The sequence below is a fragment of the Sphingomonas sp. R1 genome (assembly GCF_025960285.1).
Lineage (GTDB): Bacteria > Pseudomonadota > Alphaproteobacteria > Sphingomonadales > Sphingomonadaceae > Sphingomonas.
In genome coordinates this window covers 283,114-301,039 of the sequence record NZ_CP110111.1, presented here as the reverse complement: position 1 = coordinate 301,039, position 17,926 = coordinate 283,114, and the positions used below count along the sequence as shown (strand labels likewise).

Here is a 17,926-nt window from a genome sequence, read left to right as displayed (position 1 = left end):
AGATCGGGTTAACGCAGAACGCTTAACGCGCTAGGTCGATATCGCCGATGCGATCGGCACCGGACCATGGGGAAACTTCGCGCATGCGCATCTCTGCTGCCCTGCTCTTCTTTGCGTTGCTTGGCACGTCCAGTCTCGGGCTGGCACAGGATGCAGCCGTCAAGGCCGGGGTCGAGGCCTATAATCGGCAGGACTTTGCCGCCGCGATGCAGCACTGGCGCGCCGCCGCCGCCAAGGGCGATCCGGACGCGCAATATAATCTGGGGCAGATCTACAAGCTGGGCCGCGGTGTACCGGTGGATCTTGCCGCAGCCGAGCAATGGTATCGCCTAGCGGCCGCGCAGGGACATGAACTGGCCGAGGCGAACTACGGCATGGTCCTGTTCGAGAACGGCAAGCGTGAGGCCGCAGTGCCGTGGCTGGAGCGCGCCGTGGTGCATCGCGAGCCGCGCGCGCAATATCTGCTGGGGGTGATGCTGTTCAACGGCGACGGCGTCGCCAAGAACTGGGTGCGTGCCTATGCGCTCATGCTGCGCGCCGCCGCCGGCGGTCTGGACGCCGCGGCCAGGACTCTGGAGCAAATGGACCAGTATATTCCGATCGCCGACCGGCAGGCGGGCAAGGCGCTTGCCGATCGCTATGCGACGGACGAGCGCGCCACCGCGCCCGCAGCGGGTGCGCCGGCGCGGGCCCCGGCCCTCAGTGCCGATACCAGCGTCGCCGCCGCGCCGCCCCGCGCGCCCCGCGCCACGCGCACGGCGGCGGGCACGCCGCGGGCACCGGCGCCGGTTGCAGCTACGGGCCCGTGGCGCGTGCAGCTTGGCGCCTTCGCCACGCCGGGCAATGCCGAGAAGCTGTGGGGGCAGGTGCGCCCCCGCTTCCCCGGCCGCCAGCCCTTCTACCCCAAGTCGGGTACGCTCACCCGATTGCTGGTCGGGCCCTTTGCCACCCGGGCGGAGGCCGAAAAAGCCTGTGGCGCCCTCGCGCCCTGCATGGCAGTGCAGCGATAGAGGGAGACACCATGATGCAACGCGTAGCTCTAGCGGCGGGCGCCCTGCTCGCTTTCGCCCTGCCCGCTCATGCACAATCGGGCGACGATGCGGACGGCGCACGCCGGTACCGGATCGCCATCGGGGCGCAGGCGGTCCCCAGCTACCCCGGCGCCGATCACAATGCCGTCCGACCGCTGTTCGATTTTGCCACTGCGCGCGGGGACGCCCAGTTCGAATATGAAGCGGCCGACGAGAGCCCCAACATCACGCTCTACGATCGCGACGGTCTCGAGGCCGGTATCGCCATCGGCCTGCAGAGCGCCCGTACCCGCAAGCGCGCCGGTGCAGACCTCACCAAGATCGGCTTCACGGTGGAGCCGGGCGTGTTCGCCGGCTATTATCTGCTGCCGCAGGTCCGCGCCTATGGCGAGTTGCGCAAGGGCGTGAACGGCCATGAGGGCGTGGTGAGCATGCTGGCGCTCGACTATGTCCAGCGCGACGGCGATCGCTGGCTGGTCGCGGTCGGCCCGCGGGTAAACCTGTCCGATGCCCGCTATCGCCGCGCCTATTTCGGCGTCACCCAGCGCGATGCGACGGCGGCTGGTCTGCCCGTCTATCGGGTGGGGGATAACGTCGTACACAGCGTCGGTCTCGCCGCCACGGGCATTCGGCAGCTGACGACGCGCTGGGGCCTCTATGGCTATCTCGGCTATGATCGGCTGACGGGCGACGCCGCGCGATCGCCGATCACCCGGCGCCTAGGCTCGAAGAACCAGTTCTCCGGCGGCCTTGCGCTCAGCTACACCTTCGGCCGCGGCGTTCGCTAGGCGTTCAGGCGGTGACCCACTCGGCGCGTGCGATGCCCTGGGCATAGAGCAGCGCCGTGAGGTCGCCATGGTCGATCCGCGCGCCGGCCGCGGCCGCGACGATCGGCTTGGCGTGATAGGCGACGCCAAGCCCCGCCTTGCGGATCATCGCCAGGTCGTTGGCGCCGTCGCCCACCGCCATGGTCTGTTCGGGCGCAAGGCCCAGTTCGGCGATCGCGCCGAGCAGGGTGGTCTCCTTGGTGCTGCTGTCGACGATCGGCTTGGTGACGGTACCGGTGAGCCTGCCGTCCTCGATCTCCAGCACGTTGGCGATGCGGCGCTCGAAGCCGATCCGCGTGCCGACCGGCTCGGCGAAGCGGGTGAAGCCGCCGGAGACGAGGATGGTATGCGCCCCGCGCGCCCGCATCGTCTGCACCAGCGCCTCGGCGCCCGGCATCAGCCGCACGCGTTCTTCGAGGCACTGGTCGATCGCGGTCTCGGGCAGGCCCTTGAGCAGCGCCACGCGGGCATCGAGCGCCTCGGCGAAGTCCAGTTCGCCGCGCATCGCCCGCTCGGTCACCTCGGCGATCTGCGGCTTGATCCCGGCATAATCGGCCAGTTCGTCGATGCACTCGACGGTGATCATGGTCGAATCCATGTCGGCGACGAGGAGCTTCTTTTCGCGATGCGCCTCCACCTGCACGATCACGTCGGCGCCTTGAATGGCACCCTCAAGCGCGACGCGCGCGGCACCGGGATCCGTCGCGAAGGGCAGGTCGGCAGCAATGCTTTCGTCGAGCCAGCGCCATGTGCCCGGCGAACAACCAGCGCCCGAAAGGCGATCGGCAGCCGCGTCGACCTGCCCTGACGTGAGACCTTCTGCTATCAGCGTCGCAATGAACATGATTTCCCCTGGGCTACCGCGCGTCGCGCTCATTGCAGGGCCGACGGCCAGCGGCAAGTCCGCGCTGGCGCTGGCGCTCGCCGAAAAGCATCGCGGCACGGTGATCAACGCGGATTCGATGCAGGTCTATGCCGATCTCCGTATCCTCACCGCCCGCCCCTCGGAGGAAGAGGAAGCCCGCGCACCGCACCGGCTGTTCGGCCATATCGACGGCGCCGAGGCGTGCTCGGCGGCGCGCTGGGCGGCGGAGGCACGTGCCGCAATCGCCGAGGCCCATGCGCAGGATCGCCTGCCGATCCTGGTCGGCGGCACCGGTCTTTACCTCCGCACGCTGATCGACGGCATCGCCCCCATCCCCGAGATCGACCCCGGCATTCGCGCGGACGTGCGCACGCTGCCCGTCCGCGAGGCGCATGCGGCGCTCACCCTCGCCGACCCCGCTGCGGCGGCGCGGCTGAATGCCACAGACACCACGCGCGTCGCCCGCGCCCTCGAGGTGATCCGCTCCACCGGTCGCACCCTTGCTGATTGGCAGGACCGGCGCGAGGGCGGCATCGGCGGCAGCGTGCACCTCGCGCCGCTGATCCTGCTGCCCGATCGGGACTGGCTGGGCGCGCGTATTGACCGGCGCTTCGGCATGATGCTGGCGACCGCCGAGGAGGAGGTCCGCGCCCTTCTTGCGCGCACCGACGTACCCGCCGATGCGCCGGTGCTGCGTGCGATCGGCGTCGACGAGATCGGCAGGGTCCTGACCGGGGAATGGATTGCCGAGACGGCGCTGGCGGCAGGCGCTACCGCTACCCGCCAATACGCCAAGCGACAGTACACCTGGTTCCGCCGCCAGCCTCCAGGGGGATGGGAGGTGACGGCGGAGACAGATACATACATAAACTTGAGCCATATTGAAAGGAAATTATTTCCTTAGGGGTTGACGCATCATTTTCGTGCGGGTAGCAGCCCCACTCCGACGGCTTGTCCGTTCTGTAAACCATTTTTCGAAGGCGTGGAGGCAAAGGTGACCGAGAAGAGCGGCGCAGACATCCTGATCGAGGCATTGACCGATCTCGGGGTGGAAGTCGTGTTCGGCTATCCCGGCGGTGCCGTGCTTCCGATTTACGACGCCCTGTTCAAGCAGGACCGGATCAAGCACATCCTGGTCCGCCACGAGCAGGCCGCGACGCACGCCGCCGAAGGCTATGCGCGCTCGACGGGCAAGCCCGGCGTCGTCCTGGTCACCTCGGGGCCCGGCGCGACCAATGCGATCACCGGCATCACCGATGCGCTGATGGACTCGATCCCGATGGTCGTCATCACCGGCCAGGTTCCCACCGCGCTGATCGGCACCGACGCCTTCCAGGAGGCGGACACGGTCGGCATCACGCGCCACTGCACCAAGCACAACTATCTGGTGAAGCGGCCCGAGCTGCTGGGCGCGACCGTCCATGAGGCGTTCCACATCGCCACCTCGGGCCGCCCCGGCCCGGTCGTGATCGACATCCCCAAGGACGTCCAGGTCGCCACCGCGCGCTACGAGGCTCCGGGGCCGATCCAGCACAAGACCTATCGGCCGCAGACCGAGCCCGAGGCGGCTAGGATCCAGGAAGCGGTCGACATGCTCGCCGCGGCCGAACGCCCGGTCTTCTACACCGGCGGCGGCATCATCAATTCGGGGCCCGAAGCCACGCGCCTGCTGCGCGAGCTGGCGGCGCTCACCGGCGCGCCGGTCACCTCGACGCTGATGGGCCTGGGCGCCCTGCCCGCCTCGTCGGACCAGTGGCTTGGCATGCTCGGCATGCACGGCACCTATGAAGCCAATATGGCGATGAACCAGGCCGACCTGATCATCGCGGTGGGCGCGCGCTTCGACGATCGCGTCACCGGCCGTCTGGACGCCTTCGCGCCGAACAGCCGGAAGGTGCACATCGACATCGATCGATCGAGCGTGAACAAGAATGTCCGTGTCGATCTGCCGATCATCGCCGATTGCGCCCGTGCGCTCGACGCGATGGCCGCGAGCTGGAAGTCGCGCGGCCATCCCAAGCCCGATCTGGGCGAGTGGTGGAGCCGCATCCAGGGCTGGCGCGCCCGCCGCTGCCTCGATTTCCCGGAAGCCGGCGAGACGATCATGCCGCAGCGGGCAATCCGCGCGCTGTACCAGGCGACCAAGCACCGTGCACCGATCATCACCACGGAGGTCGGCCAGCACCAGATGTGGGCGGCCCAGCATTTCGGCTTCGAGGCGCCGAACAAGTGGCTGACGAGCGGCGGCCTCGGCACGATGGGCTATGGCCTGCCGGCGGCGATCGGCGCACAGCTGGGCAATCCGGGCGAGCTCGTCATCGACATTGCGGGCGAGGCCTCGATCCAGATGAACATCCAGGAGCTGGCGACCGCGACCCAGTATCGCCTGCCGGTGAAGATCTTCATCCTCAACAACGAATATATGGGCATGGTCCGCCAGTGGCAGGAGCTGACCTACCAGTCGCGCTATTCGGAAAGCTATTCGGATGCGCTGCCCGATTTCGTGAAGCTGGCCGAGGCCTATGGCTGGAAGGGCATCCGCATCGAGAAGCGCGCGGAGCTGGAGGACGGCATCCAGGCGATGCTCGACCATGACGGCCCCGTATTGGTCGACTGCCGCGTGGCGAAGCTCGCCAACTGCTTCCCGATGATCCCGAGCGGGGCGGCGCATACCGAGATGCTGCTCCAGGCAAGCGAAGTCTCCGGCGAGATGGACGACGAGGCCAAGGCGCTGGTCTGAACGGATTGTGGATCCTCCCGCAGGGCAGGATCGAAGGGGTAGAGATGCATATCAAGGAAGAAGCCATCGAGCGCCACACGCTGGCGGTCATCGTCGATAACGAGCCGGGCATCCTCGCGCGGATCGCCGGCCTGTTCACGGCGCGCGGCTACAATATCTCGTCGCTCACCGTGTCCGAAATCAGCGACGACGATCTGATCAGCCGCATCACCATCGTCACCTTCGCCTCGGCACCGGTGATGGAGCAGATCATCGCCCAGCTCGAGCGGCTGGTACCGGTCCACAAGGTGGTCGATCTCACCGCCAAGGGCGAGCATGTCGAACGCGAGCTGGCGCTGATCAAGGTAGCGGGCAGCGGCGATCACCGGATCGAGGCGCTGCGCCTTGCCGAGGTGTATCGCGCCAAGGTGGTCGACGCGACCATCTCCAGCTTCGTCTTCGAGATCACCGGCACGATCGACAAGATCGACCGCTTCGTCGAGCTGATGCGCGAAGTGGGACTGGTCGAAGTCGCCCGCACCGGTATCGTCGCGATCTCGCGCGGCCGCGAAGCCGCCTGACCGTTTCCGCGCAGCCGCGCACCGCAGATTTGAAAGGGAAGAATACCACCATGCGTGTCTATTACGATCGCGACGCCGATCTGAACCTGATCACCGACAAGAAGATCGCCATCCTAGGCTATGGCAGCCAGGGCCATGCGCATGCGCAGAACCTGCGCGATTCGGGCGTCAAGGACGTGGCGATCGCGCTCCGCCCGGGCTCGGCTTCGGCCGCCAAGGCAGAAGCCGCCGGCTTCAAGGTACTGCCGAACAAGGAAGCCGCCGCCTGGGCCGACATCCTGATGATCCTGGCGCCCGACGAGCATCAGGCCGCGATCTACGAGAACGACCTCAAGGGCAATCTGAAGCCGGGCGCGGCGCTCGCCTTTGCCCACGGCCTCAACATCCATTTCGGCCTGATCGAAGCGCCGGCGGACATCGACGTGATCATGATCGCGCCGAAGGGCCCGGGCCATACCGTGCGCAGCGAATATGTCCGCGGCGGCGGCGTCCCCTGCCTCATCGCGATCCACCAGGACGCCTCGGGCAACGCGCATGACGTCGCGCTGGCCTATGCGTCGGGCGTCGGCGGCGGCCGCTCGGGCATCATCGAGACCAACTTCCGCGAAGAGTGCGAAACCGATCTGTTCGGCGAGCAGGCCGTGCTGTGCGGCGGCGCGACCGCGCTGGTCCAGGCCGGCTTCGAGACGCTGGTCGAGGCGGGCTATGCCCCCGAAATGGCCTATTTCGAGTGCCTCCACGAGCTCAAGCTCATCGTCGACCTGATGTATGAGGGCGGCATCGCCAACATGCGCTATTCGATCTCGAACACCGCCGAATATGGCGACATCAAGACCGGCCCGCGCATCATCACCGAAGAGACCAAGAAGGAAATGAAGCGCGTGCTCGCCGACATCCAGTCGGGCCGCTTCGTGAAGGACTTCGTGCTCGACAACCGCGCCGGCCAGCCCGAGCTCAAGGCCAGCCGCATCGCCGCCAAGCGCCACCAGATCGAGCAGGTCGGCAGCGAACTGCGCGCGATGATGCCGTGGATCGGCGCGAACAAGCTCGTCGATCAGTCGAAGAACTGATCACAAGCGGAAACCATAAGTTGCCGGCTGCGCACTAGCATTGCGTGGCCGGCAGCCTCATTACGGGAGCGACGCAACCACCCGAAGGGAACACCCATGCGCGCTCTCATTGCCCTCGCCCTTTTCGCGACCGCCCCGGTCGCCTTCGCCCAGGAACTGCCCGGCCGGGCGGACGCGGCCCGCGTTCCCGCCGGCACCTATGCGGTCGACACCGGCCACACCCAGGTCGACTTCACCGTCAATCACTTCGGCTTCAGCCAGTTCACCGGCCAGGTGGGCGGCACCACCGGCTCGCTGACGATCGATCCGGCCAAGCCGAACGACGCCAAGCTCGACATCACCATCCCTACCAGCGGCATCGTCACCACCGTCGCGGCGCTCGACAAGCACCTCGCCTCGCCGGACTTCTTCGATTCCGCCAAGTATCCGACGATCCGCTTCGTCTCGACCAAGGTGGTCGTGAGCGGCACCAAGGCGCAGATCACCGGCGACCTGACGCTGCACGGTGTCACCAAGCCCGTCACGCTCGACACCAGCCTGGTCGGCGCGGGCACCAATCCGATGATGAAGAAGCTGAACTTCGGCTTCGAGGCGACCACCACGATCAAGCGCAGCGATTTCGGCATGGACAAGTATGTCCCCTTCGTCTCCGACGACGTGAAGCTGCACATCAACGCGGCGTTCTCGGCGAAGTAAGCACAACCGCCGTCATGCCGGCAGACGCTGGGGTGACGGTCGGGGGGCCTGCGGTCACTCGGCTGCGTAAACCCTTGGTCTAGTTGCCTCCGCCTCCTGCCTGCGCCACCACCGGCGTGGGCAGGAGGACGGATATGCAGGATCAGGAAGGCCGCGATGGCGCCAAGCGCGTCGAGGCATTTTCGGATGGCGTGATCGCCATCATCGTCACCATCATGGTACTGGAGTTGCACGCGCCGGCGGCACCCGGGCTCGGCGCGCTGGCCGCGCAGTGGCCGGTCTTCCTCGCCTATGGCCTCAGCTATGCTTATGTGGCGATCTACTGGGTGAACCACCACCGGCTGTTCCAGCACGCCACCCGCGCCGGCAACGCGCTGCTCTGGTCGAACATCGTGCTGCTGTTCACGCTTTCGCTGGTGCCCTTCGCCACCGCCTATCTCGGCGAACAGCATTTCAGCCGCGAGGCGACGCTGCTCTACATGCTCGTGATGCTGCTCCCGTCCTTCGCCTATAACTGGCTGCAGCGCGTGATCCGCCGCACCGGCGCGCAGAGCCCGGCCGCGCAGGCCTATCACCGCCGCACGCTGCGCAAGGGCACGGTCGCCTGCCTGCTCTATCTGGGGGGGCTTGCGATCGCGACGATCTCGCCGCCGGCGGGGCTTGCCTGTGCCGCGCTGGTCGCGCTGCTCTGGTGCCTCGCCGACGGTCCGCTCGACCGCCTGTTCGACCGCTGATCAGAAGCCGATCTTCGCCCGCACCCCATAGAAGCGGGGCGTGCCGGGATAGCCGGCATAGTTGCCGTTCTGCTCGGGCACGCCGAAGCCGGTGATATAGTAGAACTGGTTGGTCAGGTTCTCGACCCAGAAGGTCAGGCTGCGCCGCCCGTCCGGGCTCTGCACGCCCACCGCCGCCGAGACCAGCGGATAGCCCTGGTTGTACAGCGCGTTGCGCCCGTTCGCGTCCGGCGGGCTGGACGGGATGTTGACCTCGCTGTTGTAGCGCATGTCGACATGCAGCAGCCCGTTGATCCCCCTGGCGATCGGCGGCGTCCAGGTCCCGGCGACGGTGACCGTGTGTCGCGGCTGGTTGTCGACCTGGAGGTTGCCCTTGCCGACGAGCGGCGTGCCGGCGAAATTCTTGCCGTCGTCGTCATAGCGCGCATCGATGAAGCTGTAGCCGAGCTGGAAGACCAGCGACCGCGCCGGTTGCAGCGTCGCCTCGGCCTCCACGCCCTTGCTGGTCGTCTTCGGCACGTTCTGCACCACGAAGTTGGTGCCGCTGAACACAAGACTCTGGAGATTGTAGAATTTCGAATAGAAGCCGGCAAGGTTGAGGGTGAACTGGCGGCTCACTTGTGTCTTCAGGCCCAGCTCGAAGGCGTCCACGGTCTCCTTGGAGAAATGCAGGTCGCCCGCCTGCGCGCCGTTGCCGCCGAGCAGGACGGAGTCGAACGTCGCCTGGTCGAGATTGTAGCCGCCCGACTTGTAGCCACGATCATAGCTGGCATAGCCGAGCACGCGCGGACTGAACTTGTAGGCGAGCTTCACCGTACCGGTCAGCTGGTCCTCGCTGCGCTTGTCGGCATAGGCGCCGTTGAACTCGCTGTTCACCGCCGGATTGCAGCTGAGCAGGAACAGGTTGTTGAACAGCCCCGGCACCTGGCGCAGGATATTGGCATAGGCCGCGGCGGCCGCATTGCCGGTCCGCGCCTGGTTGAAGAAGGTGCAGGCGCCGGTGGTGCTGTTGATCGTCGCGCTGAGGTCCTTGGTCTCGTGGTTCCAGCGCGCGCCGAGCGTCAGCGACAGCTTGTCGGTGAGGTTGATGATATTGTGGGTGAACAGCGCGAAGGCGTTGGTCTTCACCCGGAAGTCGTCGTTATTGTTGCCCTGCCCCGGCGTATTGCCCTGCAGCGGCTGCAGTGCCAGCGCTGCCAGGCCGGGCACGATCGCAATGCCCGGAAGCGGGGCGGTGCCCGCCTGCGCGCGGAACAGCGTCACCAGCGGCGCCAGCTGGCCATAGGCAGCCGGCGGCGCGGCAGGATTGAGCAGCACCTGCCCGAAGGTCGGCACCCCTGCCCCCAGCGATCCGTAGAACTGTACCGGCGTGCCGAACAGCGGCCGCAACTGCGCCGAGAAGATCGAATCGACATAGCGATTGGAATCATTGCCGGTACGCACGGTATCGCGCAGGCGGTTGCTCTCGTTGAGATAAAAGGCGCCGACGAGCCAGTCGAGCCTGCCGCCCAGTGCAGATCCCTGCAGCCGCGCTTCCTGGGTAAAATCCGTCAGCTGGTTGCGATAGCCGTCGCGATAGGCACGATCGATGCCGGAAAAGTCGATGTCCTGCGCACGCAGCACTTGCCAGCGGCGATAGGCAGTGATCGCGGTGAGCTTGACCTGACCCAGATCCCAGTTGAGTTCGCCCGACGCCCCGTAATCGCGCACCTTCTCGCCATAGTCGCGATTGGGCGAAAAGGCCTGGATGCGGCCGCTCGGCGCGCCGGTGTAAAGGCCGGTCAGCCCCTGCGCCGCCGCGATACCCTGGATCACCGGGGCAAGCGTACCGCGCACTGCCGAGATCGCCCCGCAGCAATGCTCGTCGGTCTCGTAATAGTCGCCGATCAGCCGGAAGGTAACCGGGCCACCATCGAACAGCGCCTGCCCGCGCACCAGCCAGCGATTGAGATCGTTGATCGCCCGGTCGCTGTTGGCATCGTCGATATAGCCGTCGCGCTTGCGATAGGCACCGTCCAGCCGCAGCGCGATCTTTTCGGAAACCGGGCCGGTGATCGCCCCGCGCATTTCATAGGCGTTGTAGTTGCCGTACCCGGCTTCGACATAGCCGCCGGGCTCGAACTTCGGCCGGGCGGTGAAGATGCTCAGCGCGCCGGCCGAGGTGTTGCGGCCGAACAGCGTGCCCTGCGGCCCGCGCAGGATCTCCACCCGCTCCAGCTCGGGCAGCTCGGAAATCGCGACGCCCGAGCGCGCGCGGAACACGCCGTCGATGAAGACACCCACCGCCGGCTCGAACCCGGGATTGTCGCCGCCGGTGGTGATGCCGCGAATGTAGATGGTGGTGCCGGTGGCCGAGGACTGGCCGGTCGAGGATTGCAGCGAGGGCGCGAGCTGTTCCAGATCGCGGACATTGTCGACGCCGGCGTTTTCCAGCAGCTGCGGGCTGATCGCGGTGATCGCCACCGGCACGTCCTGCACCGTTTCGTTGCGGCGGGTGGCGGTGACGATGATCTCGTTGGCCGAGACATAGCCCTGATCCTGGGTCGTTGCGGGCGGCGTGGGCTGCCGTTCCTGCGCGGCTGCGGAGTGAGAGACGGCGAGCGCCAGCATCATTGCCGACGCGCCGAGCATATCGCCCTTCGTCATGGTCCTTGCTCTCCCTGGCCGCCCCGATCTTGCGCCGGTCGCGACTTTGCTGTTTTTGCAGGTTCAAGCTAACGCCGGGTTTTTCCGGAGGTCAATGAAGCAAACGTTACCAAATTCCCTGAAAACCTCGGTTTTCCGCGGACTTCGGTACCAGGTTTCGCGGCCATTCGGGCAAAGCACGCTTGCCGTAAGGGAAGGCGAACCGGCGACCGAAAGGACGAACCATGCACGATCACGCCCATGATCCCGAAGACGGCGATCTGGTTACCCCCGCGCCCAAGATCCCCGTGCCCCAGGACGTGGCCGAGGCCATTCGTACCCTGCTCCGCTGGACCGGGGACGATCCCGATCGCGAAGGCCTTCTCGATACTCCCCTGCGCGTGGCGCGCGCCTGGAAGGAATATTGCGCCGGCTATGCCGAGGATCCCGCGCACCACCTCTCCCGCGTGTTCGAGGAAGTGGGCGGCTATGACGAGATCGTGCTGCTGAAGGACATTCCCTTCCAGTCACATTGCGAGCATCACATGGCACCGATTACCGGCAAGGCATCGATTGCTTATCTGCCCAGGGACCATGTTGTCGGCATTTCCAAACTCGCGCGTGTCCTGCACGCCTTTGCGCGCCGGCTGCAGGTGCAGGAACGGCTCACCGCGCAGGTGGCCGACTGCATCTGGAACAACCTGCACCCGCAAGGCGTCGCGGTCGTGATCGAGGCACAGCATGGCTGCATGACCGGGCGCGGCGTGCGCACGCCGGGCGTGGGCATGGTCACCAGCCGGATGATGGGCGTGTTCCGCGAGGACGAGCGCAGCCGGGCCGAAGTGCTCAAGCTGATGGGCTATTGATGCCGGGGCGCGTGCTGGTCACGGGCGGCGCGCGCCGCATCGGCGCAGCCATCTCGCGCGGCCTCGCCGCACGCGGATGGGCGGTCGCGGTCCATCATCATCACTCGCCCGACGAGGCCGAGGCGTTCGTTGCCGATCTGCGCGCGGCCGGCGCTACGGCGTCGGTCGTCTGTGCCGAACTTGCCGATCCCGCGGCTCCCGCCGCCTTGATCGAGGCGTGTCGGGACACGCTGGGCGGGCCGCTCGACGCGGTGGTCAACAACGCCTCGCTGTTCGGCTATGACCAGCCGCCGATTGCCGACTACGCCCTGCTCGACCGGCACATGCACGTGAACCTCGCCGCCCCGGTGGGATTGGCGATGGCGCTTGCTGCCCAGGTGGACCTGGCCGAGGGTGCGGTCGTCAACCTGCTCGACCAAAAGGTGGGCAATCTCAACCCGGATTTCTTCAGCTACACCTGTTCGAAGCTTGCACTGCAGGGGGCGACGCACATGCTGGCGCAGAAGCTGGCACCTCGCGTGCGGGTAAACGCGGTATCGCCCGGCCTGACCCTGCCCAGCCTGGACCAGAGCGCCGAGGAGTTCGCCCGCACCGGCACGCAGAACCTCCTGCGTCGCACGGTCGATCCGGCCGACATCGCCGCTACGGTAGCCCATTTGCTGACGTGCCGCAGCATCACCGGGCAGAATGTATTCGTCGATTGCGGCCAGCATTTCATCGCGCGCGACAGCGACGTGATGTTCGAAGGACGTGAGCACCGCCCCGATGCCTGACTATGTGATCCATCTCGACGCCCTCGAAATCTCGATGGGGCTGGGCATCCATCCGGAAGAGCGCGCGGCACCCCAGCGCGTGCGGATCGACGTAGCGATGACCTGCCGCTATCCGGCTGTACCGGCCGACCGGATCGACGCGGTCGTCGATTATGACTTCCTCAGAACCGGCATCCATGCCCTTGCCGTGTCGCGGCATTTCGAATTGCAGGAAGTGCTGTGCGAGGAAGTCGCCGCGCTCGCCATGCGCGACCCCCGCGTCATCGAAGTCCGCGTTCGCTCGATGAAGCAGGACATCTACCCCGACGCGCGCGTCGGGTGCGAGATCATACGTACTCTTACGAATATGCAGGAATTATCCTGAACAGGGCCATTCTGCCCGATCCTCTCCCCTATAATCCAGTGAAGGGTCTCCCCGGAGGGAGCCCATGTGGGGATGCGCGCCTGCCACCAGAGGATCGTTAATGTCGATTGCAAGCTTCGTTCGCAACAGTGCATTAGCCATGATGGCGATCCTGCTCGCCGGCGGGCTGCTGGCTGCGTGGCGGCTCGATCGCATTCGCATGGGCGGTGAGATGCAGTTGCGCCAGCAGCTCAATGCCGATCTGATCGCGGACATTCTCCCTCCGCCCGAATATATCATCGAGCCTTACCTCGAAGCATCGCTCATCGCGCGGAACCCGGAAACGGTGCGCGAACACGAAACCCGCCTGACCGACCTGCACAAGCAATATGACGAGCGAAACCAGTTCTGGCACACGGCGCGTATCGGTGAGGACCTGCGCGGCCAGCTGCTGCAGCAGGCGCACCCGGCGGCGCAGAAATTCTGGGAGGAACTCGATCAGGGGCTGATCCCCGCCGCACGCAAGGGCGACCGCGCCGCCATCGACGCAAGCTACGCCAAGCTGGGCACGCTCTATGCCGAGCACCGCAGCGCGATCGACCGTCTGGTGAAGATGGCGAACGACGCGCAGGTGGAGATCAAGGCCAAGGGCAATTTCGAATTCTACCTCGCGATCGGCATCGTGGGCGTACTCGGGCTGATCGTCGCTGGGCAGGCCGCCCATTTCTACCTGACCATGTACCGCCGCGTGCTGGAGCCGATCGGCACTCTTTCCGGCCTCACCGATCGGCTGGCACGGGGCGAGGTGGCCGCCATTCCCTATCAGGATCGTGGCGACGAAATGGGCCGGATCGCCTGTGGCCTGGAGCATTACCGCGCCGCCGCCGCCGCCCAGAGCGACGCCGACGCTCGCAAGCTGGAAGCACAGCGGGAGGTGACGGAAGTACTCGGCAACGGTTTGCTCGCACTGCGCGAGGGCGACCTTACCCGCACGATCGACCGCCGGTTCCCGGAGGAGTATGAGGTCCTCCGCCAGAACATCAACGAGGCGATCGCGTCGCTGCGCACCCGCATCCAGCTGGTCAGCGAAAGCTCGGAGAACATTCGCTCGACCTCGAACGAGATCGCGCACGGTTCCGAGGATCTCGCCCATCGTACCGAGAAGAGCGCTGCCAATCTGGCCCAGGCAACCATGGCCCTGGAAAAGATCGAGGAACGCCTGCGCGCGACGATGATCGCAGCCGACAACACCGTGAAGCGCGCCGGCGAAGCCACCACCGCGCTGCGCGCCGGTCGCGGCACCACCGCCCGCGCGGTGCAGGCGATGGACCGCGCCAGCGGCAGCGCCAAGAATATCGACGGCGTCATCGAGGGGCTCGACAAGATCGCCTTCCAGACCCGCGTTCTCGCTATGAACGCCGCGGTCGAAGCCGGCCGGGCGGGCGAAGCCGGCCGCGGCTTCATGGTCGTCGCGGATCTCGTCGCCGCGCTCGCGCTGCGCGCGGAGGATCAGGCCAAGCAGGCACGCGACATGCTGAGCGAGACCCAGGTGGACATCATCCAGGCGGCCGACGCGGTGCACGATACCGACACTGCGCTCGACACCATTTCGGGCGATGTCGAGGCGGTGCACGACCTGATCTCGGCCATCGACCATGACAACCACGCCCAGTCCGCGGCCGTAAGCCAGGTGGCAACGGCGATGAAGGCAATGGATCTGGTGACGCAGCAGAATGCCGCGATGGTCGAAGAAACCTCTGCGGCGATCCGCAACCTGTCCGGCGAAGTGAACGCGCTCGCCCAGCGCGCAGGCGCATTCCGGTTCCAGCGCACCGGTCCCGGCGCGGGCAGCCGCATGGCCGCGCCCGCGCGGGATCTCACAACCGTCGACTGAGCCGGCGAAGGCCCCGCCGCACCGCGGCAGGGCCGGCCTGATCAGGCCCGGTTGGCAGCACTCAACACGGCGCGCACCGAAGCGGTGGCGATATCGGCATCGATACCGACGCCGAACACCGTGCGACCATCCTCGGTGCGGCATTCCACATAGGCGGCCGCCTGCGCGTCCGCGCCGCCACCGATGGCATGTTCGCTATAGTCCACCACGTCGAAGCGCGGTCCGGTCGAACCCGCCAGCGCATCGACCACACCCGAAATAAGGCCGTTGCCACGGCCGGAGATCGACTGCGCCGCGCCGTCGATCGAAATGCGGCCGACAAACACACGGCTGCCGGCGCTGCCCGTCTCCTCATAATCGACTAGCGCGATCCGATCCTTGTCACCGGGCAGATATACGCGTTCGAACAGGCCCCAGATATCCGCGGCGTTGAGCTCGCGGCTGGTCGCGTCGGCCAGCGCCTGGACGTGCTTGGAGAACTCCGCCTGCATGCGCTTGGGCAGCTTGAGCCCCTTGTCCTGTTCGAGCACCCAGGCGACGCCGCCCTTGCCCGACTGCGAGTTGACGCGGATCACCGCTTCGTAATCGCGGCCGAGATCCTTGGGATCGATCGGCAGATAAGGCACGTCCCACATCTGGTCGTTGCGCGCCGACTGCGACGCAAAGCCCTTCTTGATCGCGTCCTGATGGCTGCCGGAGAAGGCGGTGAACACCAGGTCTCCGGCATAGGGGTGGCGCGGGTGGACGGGGAGCTGGTTGCAATATTCGACCGTCTGGATGACCTCGTCGATGTCCGAGAAGTCGAGCCCGGGATTCAGCCCTTGGGTGTACATGTTGAGCGCCAGGGTCACGAGATCGACATTGCCGGTGCGCTCGCCATTGCCGAACAGGCAGCCCTCGACGCGATCCGCGCCCGCCAGCAGGCCGAGCTCGGACGCCGCCACGCCGGTACCGCGGTCGTTGTGCGTGTGCAGGCTGATCACGACGCTCTCGCGATTGCGGATGTTGCGGCAGAACCACTCGATCTGGTCGGCATAGACATTGGGCGTCGCCGCCTCAACCGTGGCGGGCAGGTTGAGGATCAGCGGGCGCTCCGGCGTCGGACGCAGGATATCCATGACCGCCTCGCAGACCTCGACCGAGAAATCGAGCTCGGCGGTGGAGAAGGTCTCCGGGCTGTATTCGAAATGCCATTCGGTGTCGGGCTGCTTGGCGGCCTCGTCGCGGAGCACCTTGGCACCTTCGATGGCGATCTGGCGTACTTCCTCGCGGCTCATGTTGAACACGATGCGGCGCCACGCCGGCGACACCGCATTGTAGAGATGGACGATCGCCTGCTTGGCGCCCTTCAGCGACTGGAAGCTGGTCTCGATCAGATCGCGGCGCGACTGGGTGAGCACCTGGACGATCACGTCATCGGGCACCTTGCCCTCGCGCACCAGCCCCGAGATGAAATCGAATTCAGTGGCGCCCGCGCTCGGGAAGCCCACCTCGATCTCCTTGAGACCCACCTTCACCAGCAGTTCGAAGAAGCGCGTCTTCTTCTCGCCGTCCATCGGGTCGATCAGCGCCTGATTGCCGTCACGCATGTCGGTGGAGAGCCAGCGCGGCGCCTTGGTGATGGTGCGGCTGGGCCACTGCCGATCAGGCAAATTCACCTGGGGGAAGGGACGATATTTGACGCTGGGGTCGCGCAACATGAGCCGTGTCTCTCTTCAAGGTCTGGCTGCGCCTAGCGCAGCCCTGATGCGATAGGGAAGTTCCAGTTTGCCCTTAGGGGAGACGCGCACGTGCGAGATCGGCCCCTAAGGGCGGATAAGTCGCAGGGTAAGGCGCAAGGCGTCGAGCACGGCGTTCCTAGTGCCGGAATTATACGATCTTGTCCAGCTTGGACGAAGTGTCTGCAAAACAAGGGAGCTTCCGGGCTATTACGGGATTGTTAACCAGTCGGCGTCGAAGAAGCTTGTTCGCAGGAGAGGAAGTCCATGCTGCAGCTCGTCTATATCAGTTCGGCCAATCCGGCCGCCCCCTGCCCCACCCAGGACATCCTGACCGTGTCCCGCCGCAACAATGCGCGCGACCGGATCACGGGGCTGCTCTACGCCGATGCCGGGCGGTTTCTTCAGGCGCTGGAAGGACCGGAGGACGCGGTCGAGGCAGCCTATACCCGGATCCGGCAGGATGCACGTCACCGGGCGATCGTGATGCTATCCCGCCGCGCGATCGAACGCCGCGAGTTCGGCCACTGGGAAATGGCCCATCGTGCCCCCGGCGCCGATGCCGTCGCCTTCCTGTCGGATGTGCAGCGACTGACCGAAGCGGCCTCGCCGGAGGTGCGCGGCACCTTCCAGGGGCTTGTTCAGGCGCGCGCGCTTGCCTGAAGCCGCAATTTTCGAACAAATTTCAGGGAAACTGTTGCGTCGCTGCACCACCGCAGCGCCGCAAAATGACGGTTGGGCGCGCTTCGGTGCGGTCTGTGCTGGACAGACGCCCTTTCCCGCGATCAAAGGCGTACAGGGGCGTGCATCACCGCACGAACCGCAGTACATCGTTGGTTGCGACAAGGGGGAGGAAGCCTCTCAATCCCGAGGCGCTGACGAAGGAATAGCCCCAACAAGGGGCACGAACAGGAGTTAGACACGATGGCCGAGACCAAAGCACGCGGCGGCATTGCCAAGCCGGTTACCCCTTCGCCCGAACTGGCGAAGATCGTGGGTACCGCCGATCTGCCGCGCAGCGAGATCGTCAGCAAGGTTTGGGAATACATCAAGAAGAACAACCTTCAGAACCCCGCCAACAAGCGCGAGATTCTGGCCGACGACACGCTGAAGCCGATCTTCGGCGGCGACAAGGCGACCATGTTCGAGATGAACAAGCACCTCGCCAAGCACGTCAAGTAAGC

General features: G+C 66.0%; 17 protein-coding genes. 14 read left to right on the top strand and 3 right to left on the bottom strand.

The window, feature by feature from the left end:
- Positions 1-83 precede the first annotated feature (83 nt).
- Positions 84-1,010, top strand: coding sequence for an SPOR domain-containing protein (locus OIM94_RS01420; RefSeq protein WP_264608359.1), 927 nt, complete (start codon positions 84-86; stop codon positions 1,008-1,010).
- Between the two features lie 11 nt (positions 1,011-1,021).
- The gene (locus OIM94_RS01415) at positions 1,022-1,819 is read left to right on the top strand and encodes a MipA/OmpV family protein (RefSeq protein ID WP_264608358.1); all 798 of its coding nucleotides are present in this window, start codon (positions 1,022-1,024) and stop codon (positions 1,817-1,819) included.
- Between the two features lie 4 nt (positions 1,820-1,823).
- Here OIM94_RS01415 and serB read toward each other — a convergent pair whose 3' ends face one another.
- Positions 1,824-2,702, bottom strand: coding sequence for a phosphoserine phosphatase SerB (gene serB / locus OIM94_RS01410; RefSeq protein WP_264608357.1), 879 nt, complete (start codon positions 2,700-2,702; stop codon positions 1,824-1,826).
- Here serB and miaA point away from each other — a divergent pair.
- The 6 genes from miaA (at position 2,701) to OIM94_RS01380 (ending at position 8,523) form a co-directional block, all read left to right on the top strand.
- Positions 2,701-3,627 (top strand): tRNA (adenosine(37)-N6)-dimethylallyltransferase MiaA, encoded by a 927-nt coding sequence (gene miaA, locus OIM94_RS01405; protein WP_413716410.1) that lies wholly within the window; start codon positions 2,701-2,703, stop codon positions 3,625-3,627. The genes serB and miaA overlap by 2 nt on opposite strands.
- Before the next feature lie 90 nt (positions 3,628-3,717).
- A complete protein-coding gene (locus tag OIM94_RS01400) occupies positions 3,718-5,463 on the top strand; it encodes an acetolactate synthase 3 large subunit (RefSeq protein WP_264608355.1) in 1,746 nt (581 codons plus the stop codon).
- 44 nt (positions 5,464-5,507) lie between these two features.
- Positions 5,508-6,023, top strand: coding sequence for an acetolactate synthase small subunit (ilvN, locus tag OIM94_RS01395; protein WP_264608354.1), 516 nt, complete (start codon positions 5,508-5,510; stop codon positions 6,021-6,023).
- A 50-nt stretch (positions 6,024-6,073) separates the two neighbouring features.
- On the top strand, positions 6,074-7,093 hold the full coding sequence (ilvC, locus tag OIM94_RS01390) for a ketol-acid reductoisomerase (RefSeq protein ID WP_264608353.1): 1,020 nt from the start codon (positions 6,074-6,076) through the stop codon (positions 7,091-7,093).
- 96 nt (positions 7,094-7,189) lie between these two features.
- A complete protein-coding gene (locus OIM94_RS01385; RefSeq protein ID WP_264608352.1) occupies positions 7,190-7,789 on the top strand; it encodes a YceI family protein in 600 nt (199 codons plus the stop codon).
- Positions 7,790-7,923: 134 nt separating this feature from the next.
- Positions 7,924-8,523 carry a TMEM175 family protein gene (locus OIM94_RS01380; protein WP_264608351.1) on the top strand — a complete coding sequence of 200 codons (600 nt, stop codon included), beginning with the start codon at positions 7,924-7,926 and terminating at the stop codon, positions 8,521-8,523.
- On the opposite strand, the gene OIM94_RS01375 is transcribed toward OIM94_RS01380, so the two are convergent.
- Positions 8,524-11,169, bottom strand: coding sequence for a TonB-dependent receptor (locus OIM94_RS01375; protein ID WP_264608350.1), 2,646 nt, complete (start codon positions 11,167-11,169; stop codon positions 8,524-8,526).
- Between the two features lie 224 nt (positions 11,170-11,393).
- On the opposite strand from OIM94_RS01375, the gene folE reads away from it, so the two are divergent.
- From folE to OIM94_RS01355, 4 genes are all read left to right on the top strand, one after another.
- On the top strand, positions 11,394-12,014 hold the full coding sequence (gene folE, locus OIM94_RS01370) for a GTP cyclohydrolase I FolE (protein WP_264608349.1): 621 nt from the start codon (positions 11,394-11,396) through the stop codon (positions 12,012-12,014).
- Complete coding sequence (locus OIM94_RS01365; RefSeq protein WP_264608348.1) at positions 12,014-12,787, top strand: SDR family oxidoreductase; 774 nt, start codon at positions 12,014-12,016, stop codon at positions 12,785-12,787. The genes folE and OIM94_RS01365 overlap by 1 nt, the downstream gene beginning before the upstream one ends.
- Positions 12,780-13,151, top strand: a complete 372-nt coding sequence (locus tag OIM94_RS01360; RefSeq protein ID WP_264608347.1) for a dihydroneopterin aldolase — start codon at positions 12,780-12,782, stop codon at positions 13,149-13,151. The genes OIM94_RS01365 and OIM94_RS01360 overlap by 8 nt, the downstream gene beginning before the upstream one ends.
- A 139-nt stretch (positions 13,152-13,290) precedes the next feature.
- A complete protein-coding gene (locus tag OIM94_RS01355; protein ID WP_264608346.1) occupies positions 13,291-15,024 on the top strand; it encodes a methyl-accepting chemotaxis protein in 1,734 nt (577 codons plus the stop codon).
- A gap of 41 nt (positions 15,025-15,065) precedes the next feature.
- Here the strand turns inward: OIM94_RS01355 and leuA are convergent, their stop codons facing one another.
- Positions 15,066-16,724 (bottom strand): 2-isopropylmalate synthase, encoded by a 1,659-nt coding sequence (leuA, locus tag OIM94_RS01350; RefSeq protein ID WP_264608345.1) that lies wholly within the window; start codon positions 16,722-16,724, stop codon positions 15,066-15,068.
- A 285-nt stretch (positions 16,725-17,009) separates the two neighbouring features.
- On the opposite strand from leuA, the gene OIM94_RS01345 reads away from it, so the two are divergent.
- On the top strand, positions 17,010-17,405 hold the full coding sequence (locus OIM94_RS01345; protein ID WP_264608344.1) for a BLUF domain-containing protein: 396 nt from the start codon (positions 17,010-17,012) through the stop codon (positions 17,403-17,405).
- A gap of 261 nt (positions 17,406-17,666) precedes the next feature.
- On the top strand, positions 17,667-17,924 hold the full coding sequence (locus OIM94_RS01340; protein WP_010543335.1) for an SWIB/MDM2 domain-containing protein: 258 nt from the start codon (positions 17,667-17,669) through the stop codon (positions 17,922-17,924).
- Positions 17,925-17,926: the final 2 nt, after the last annotated feature.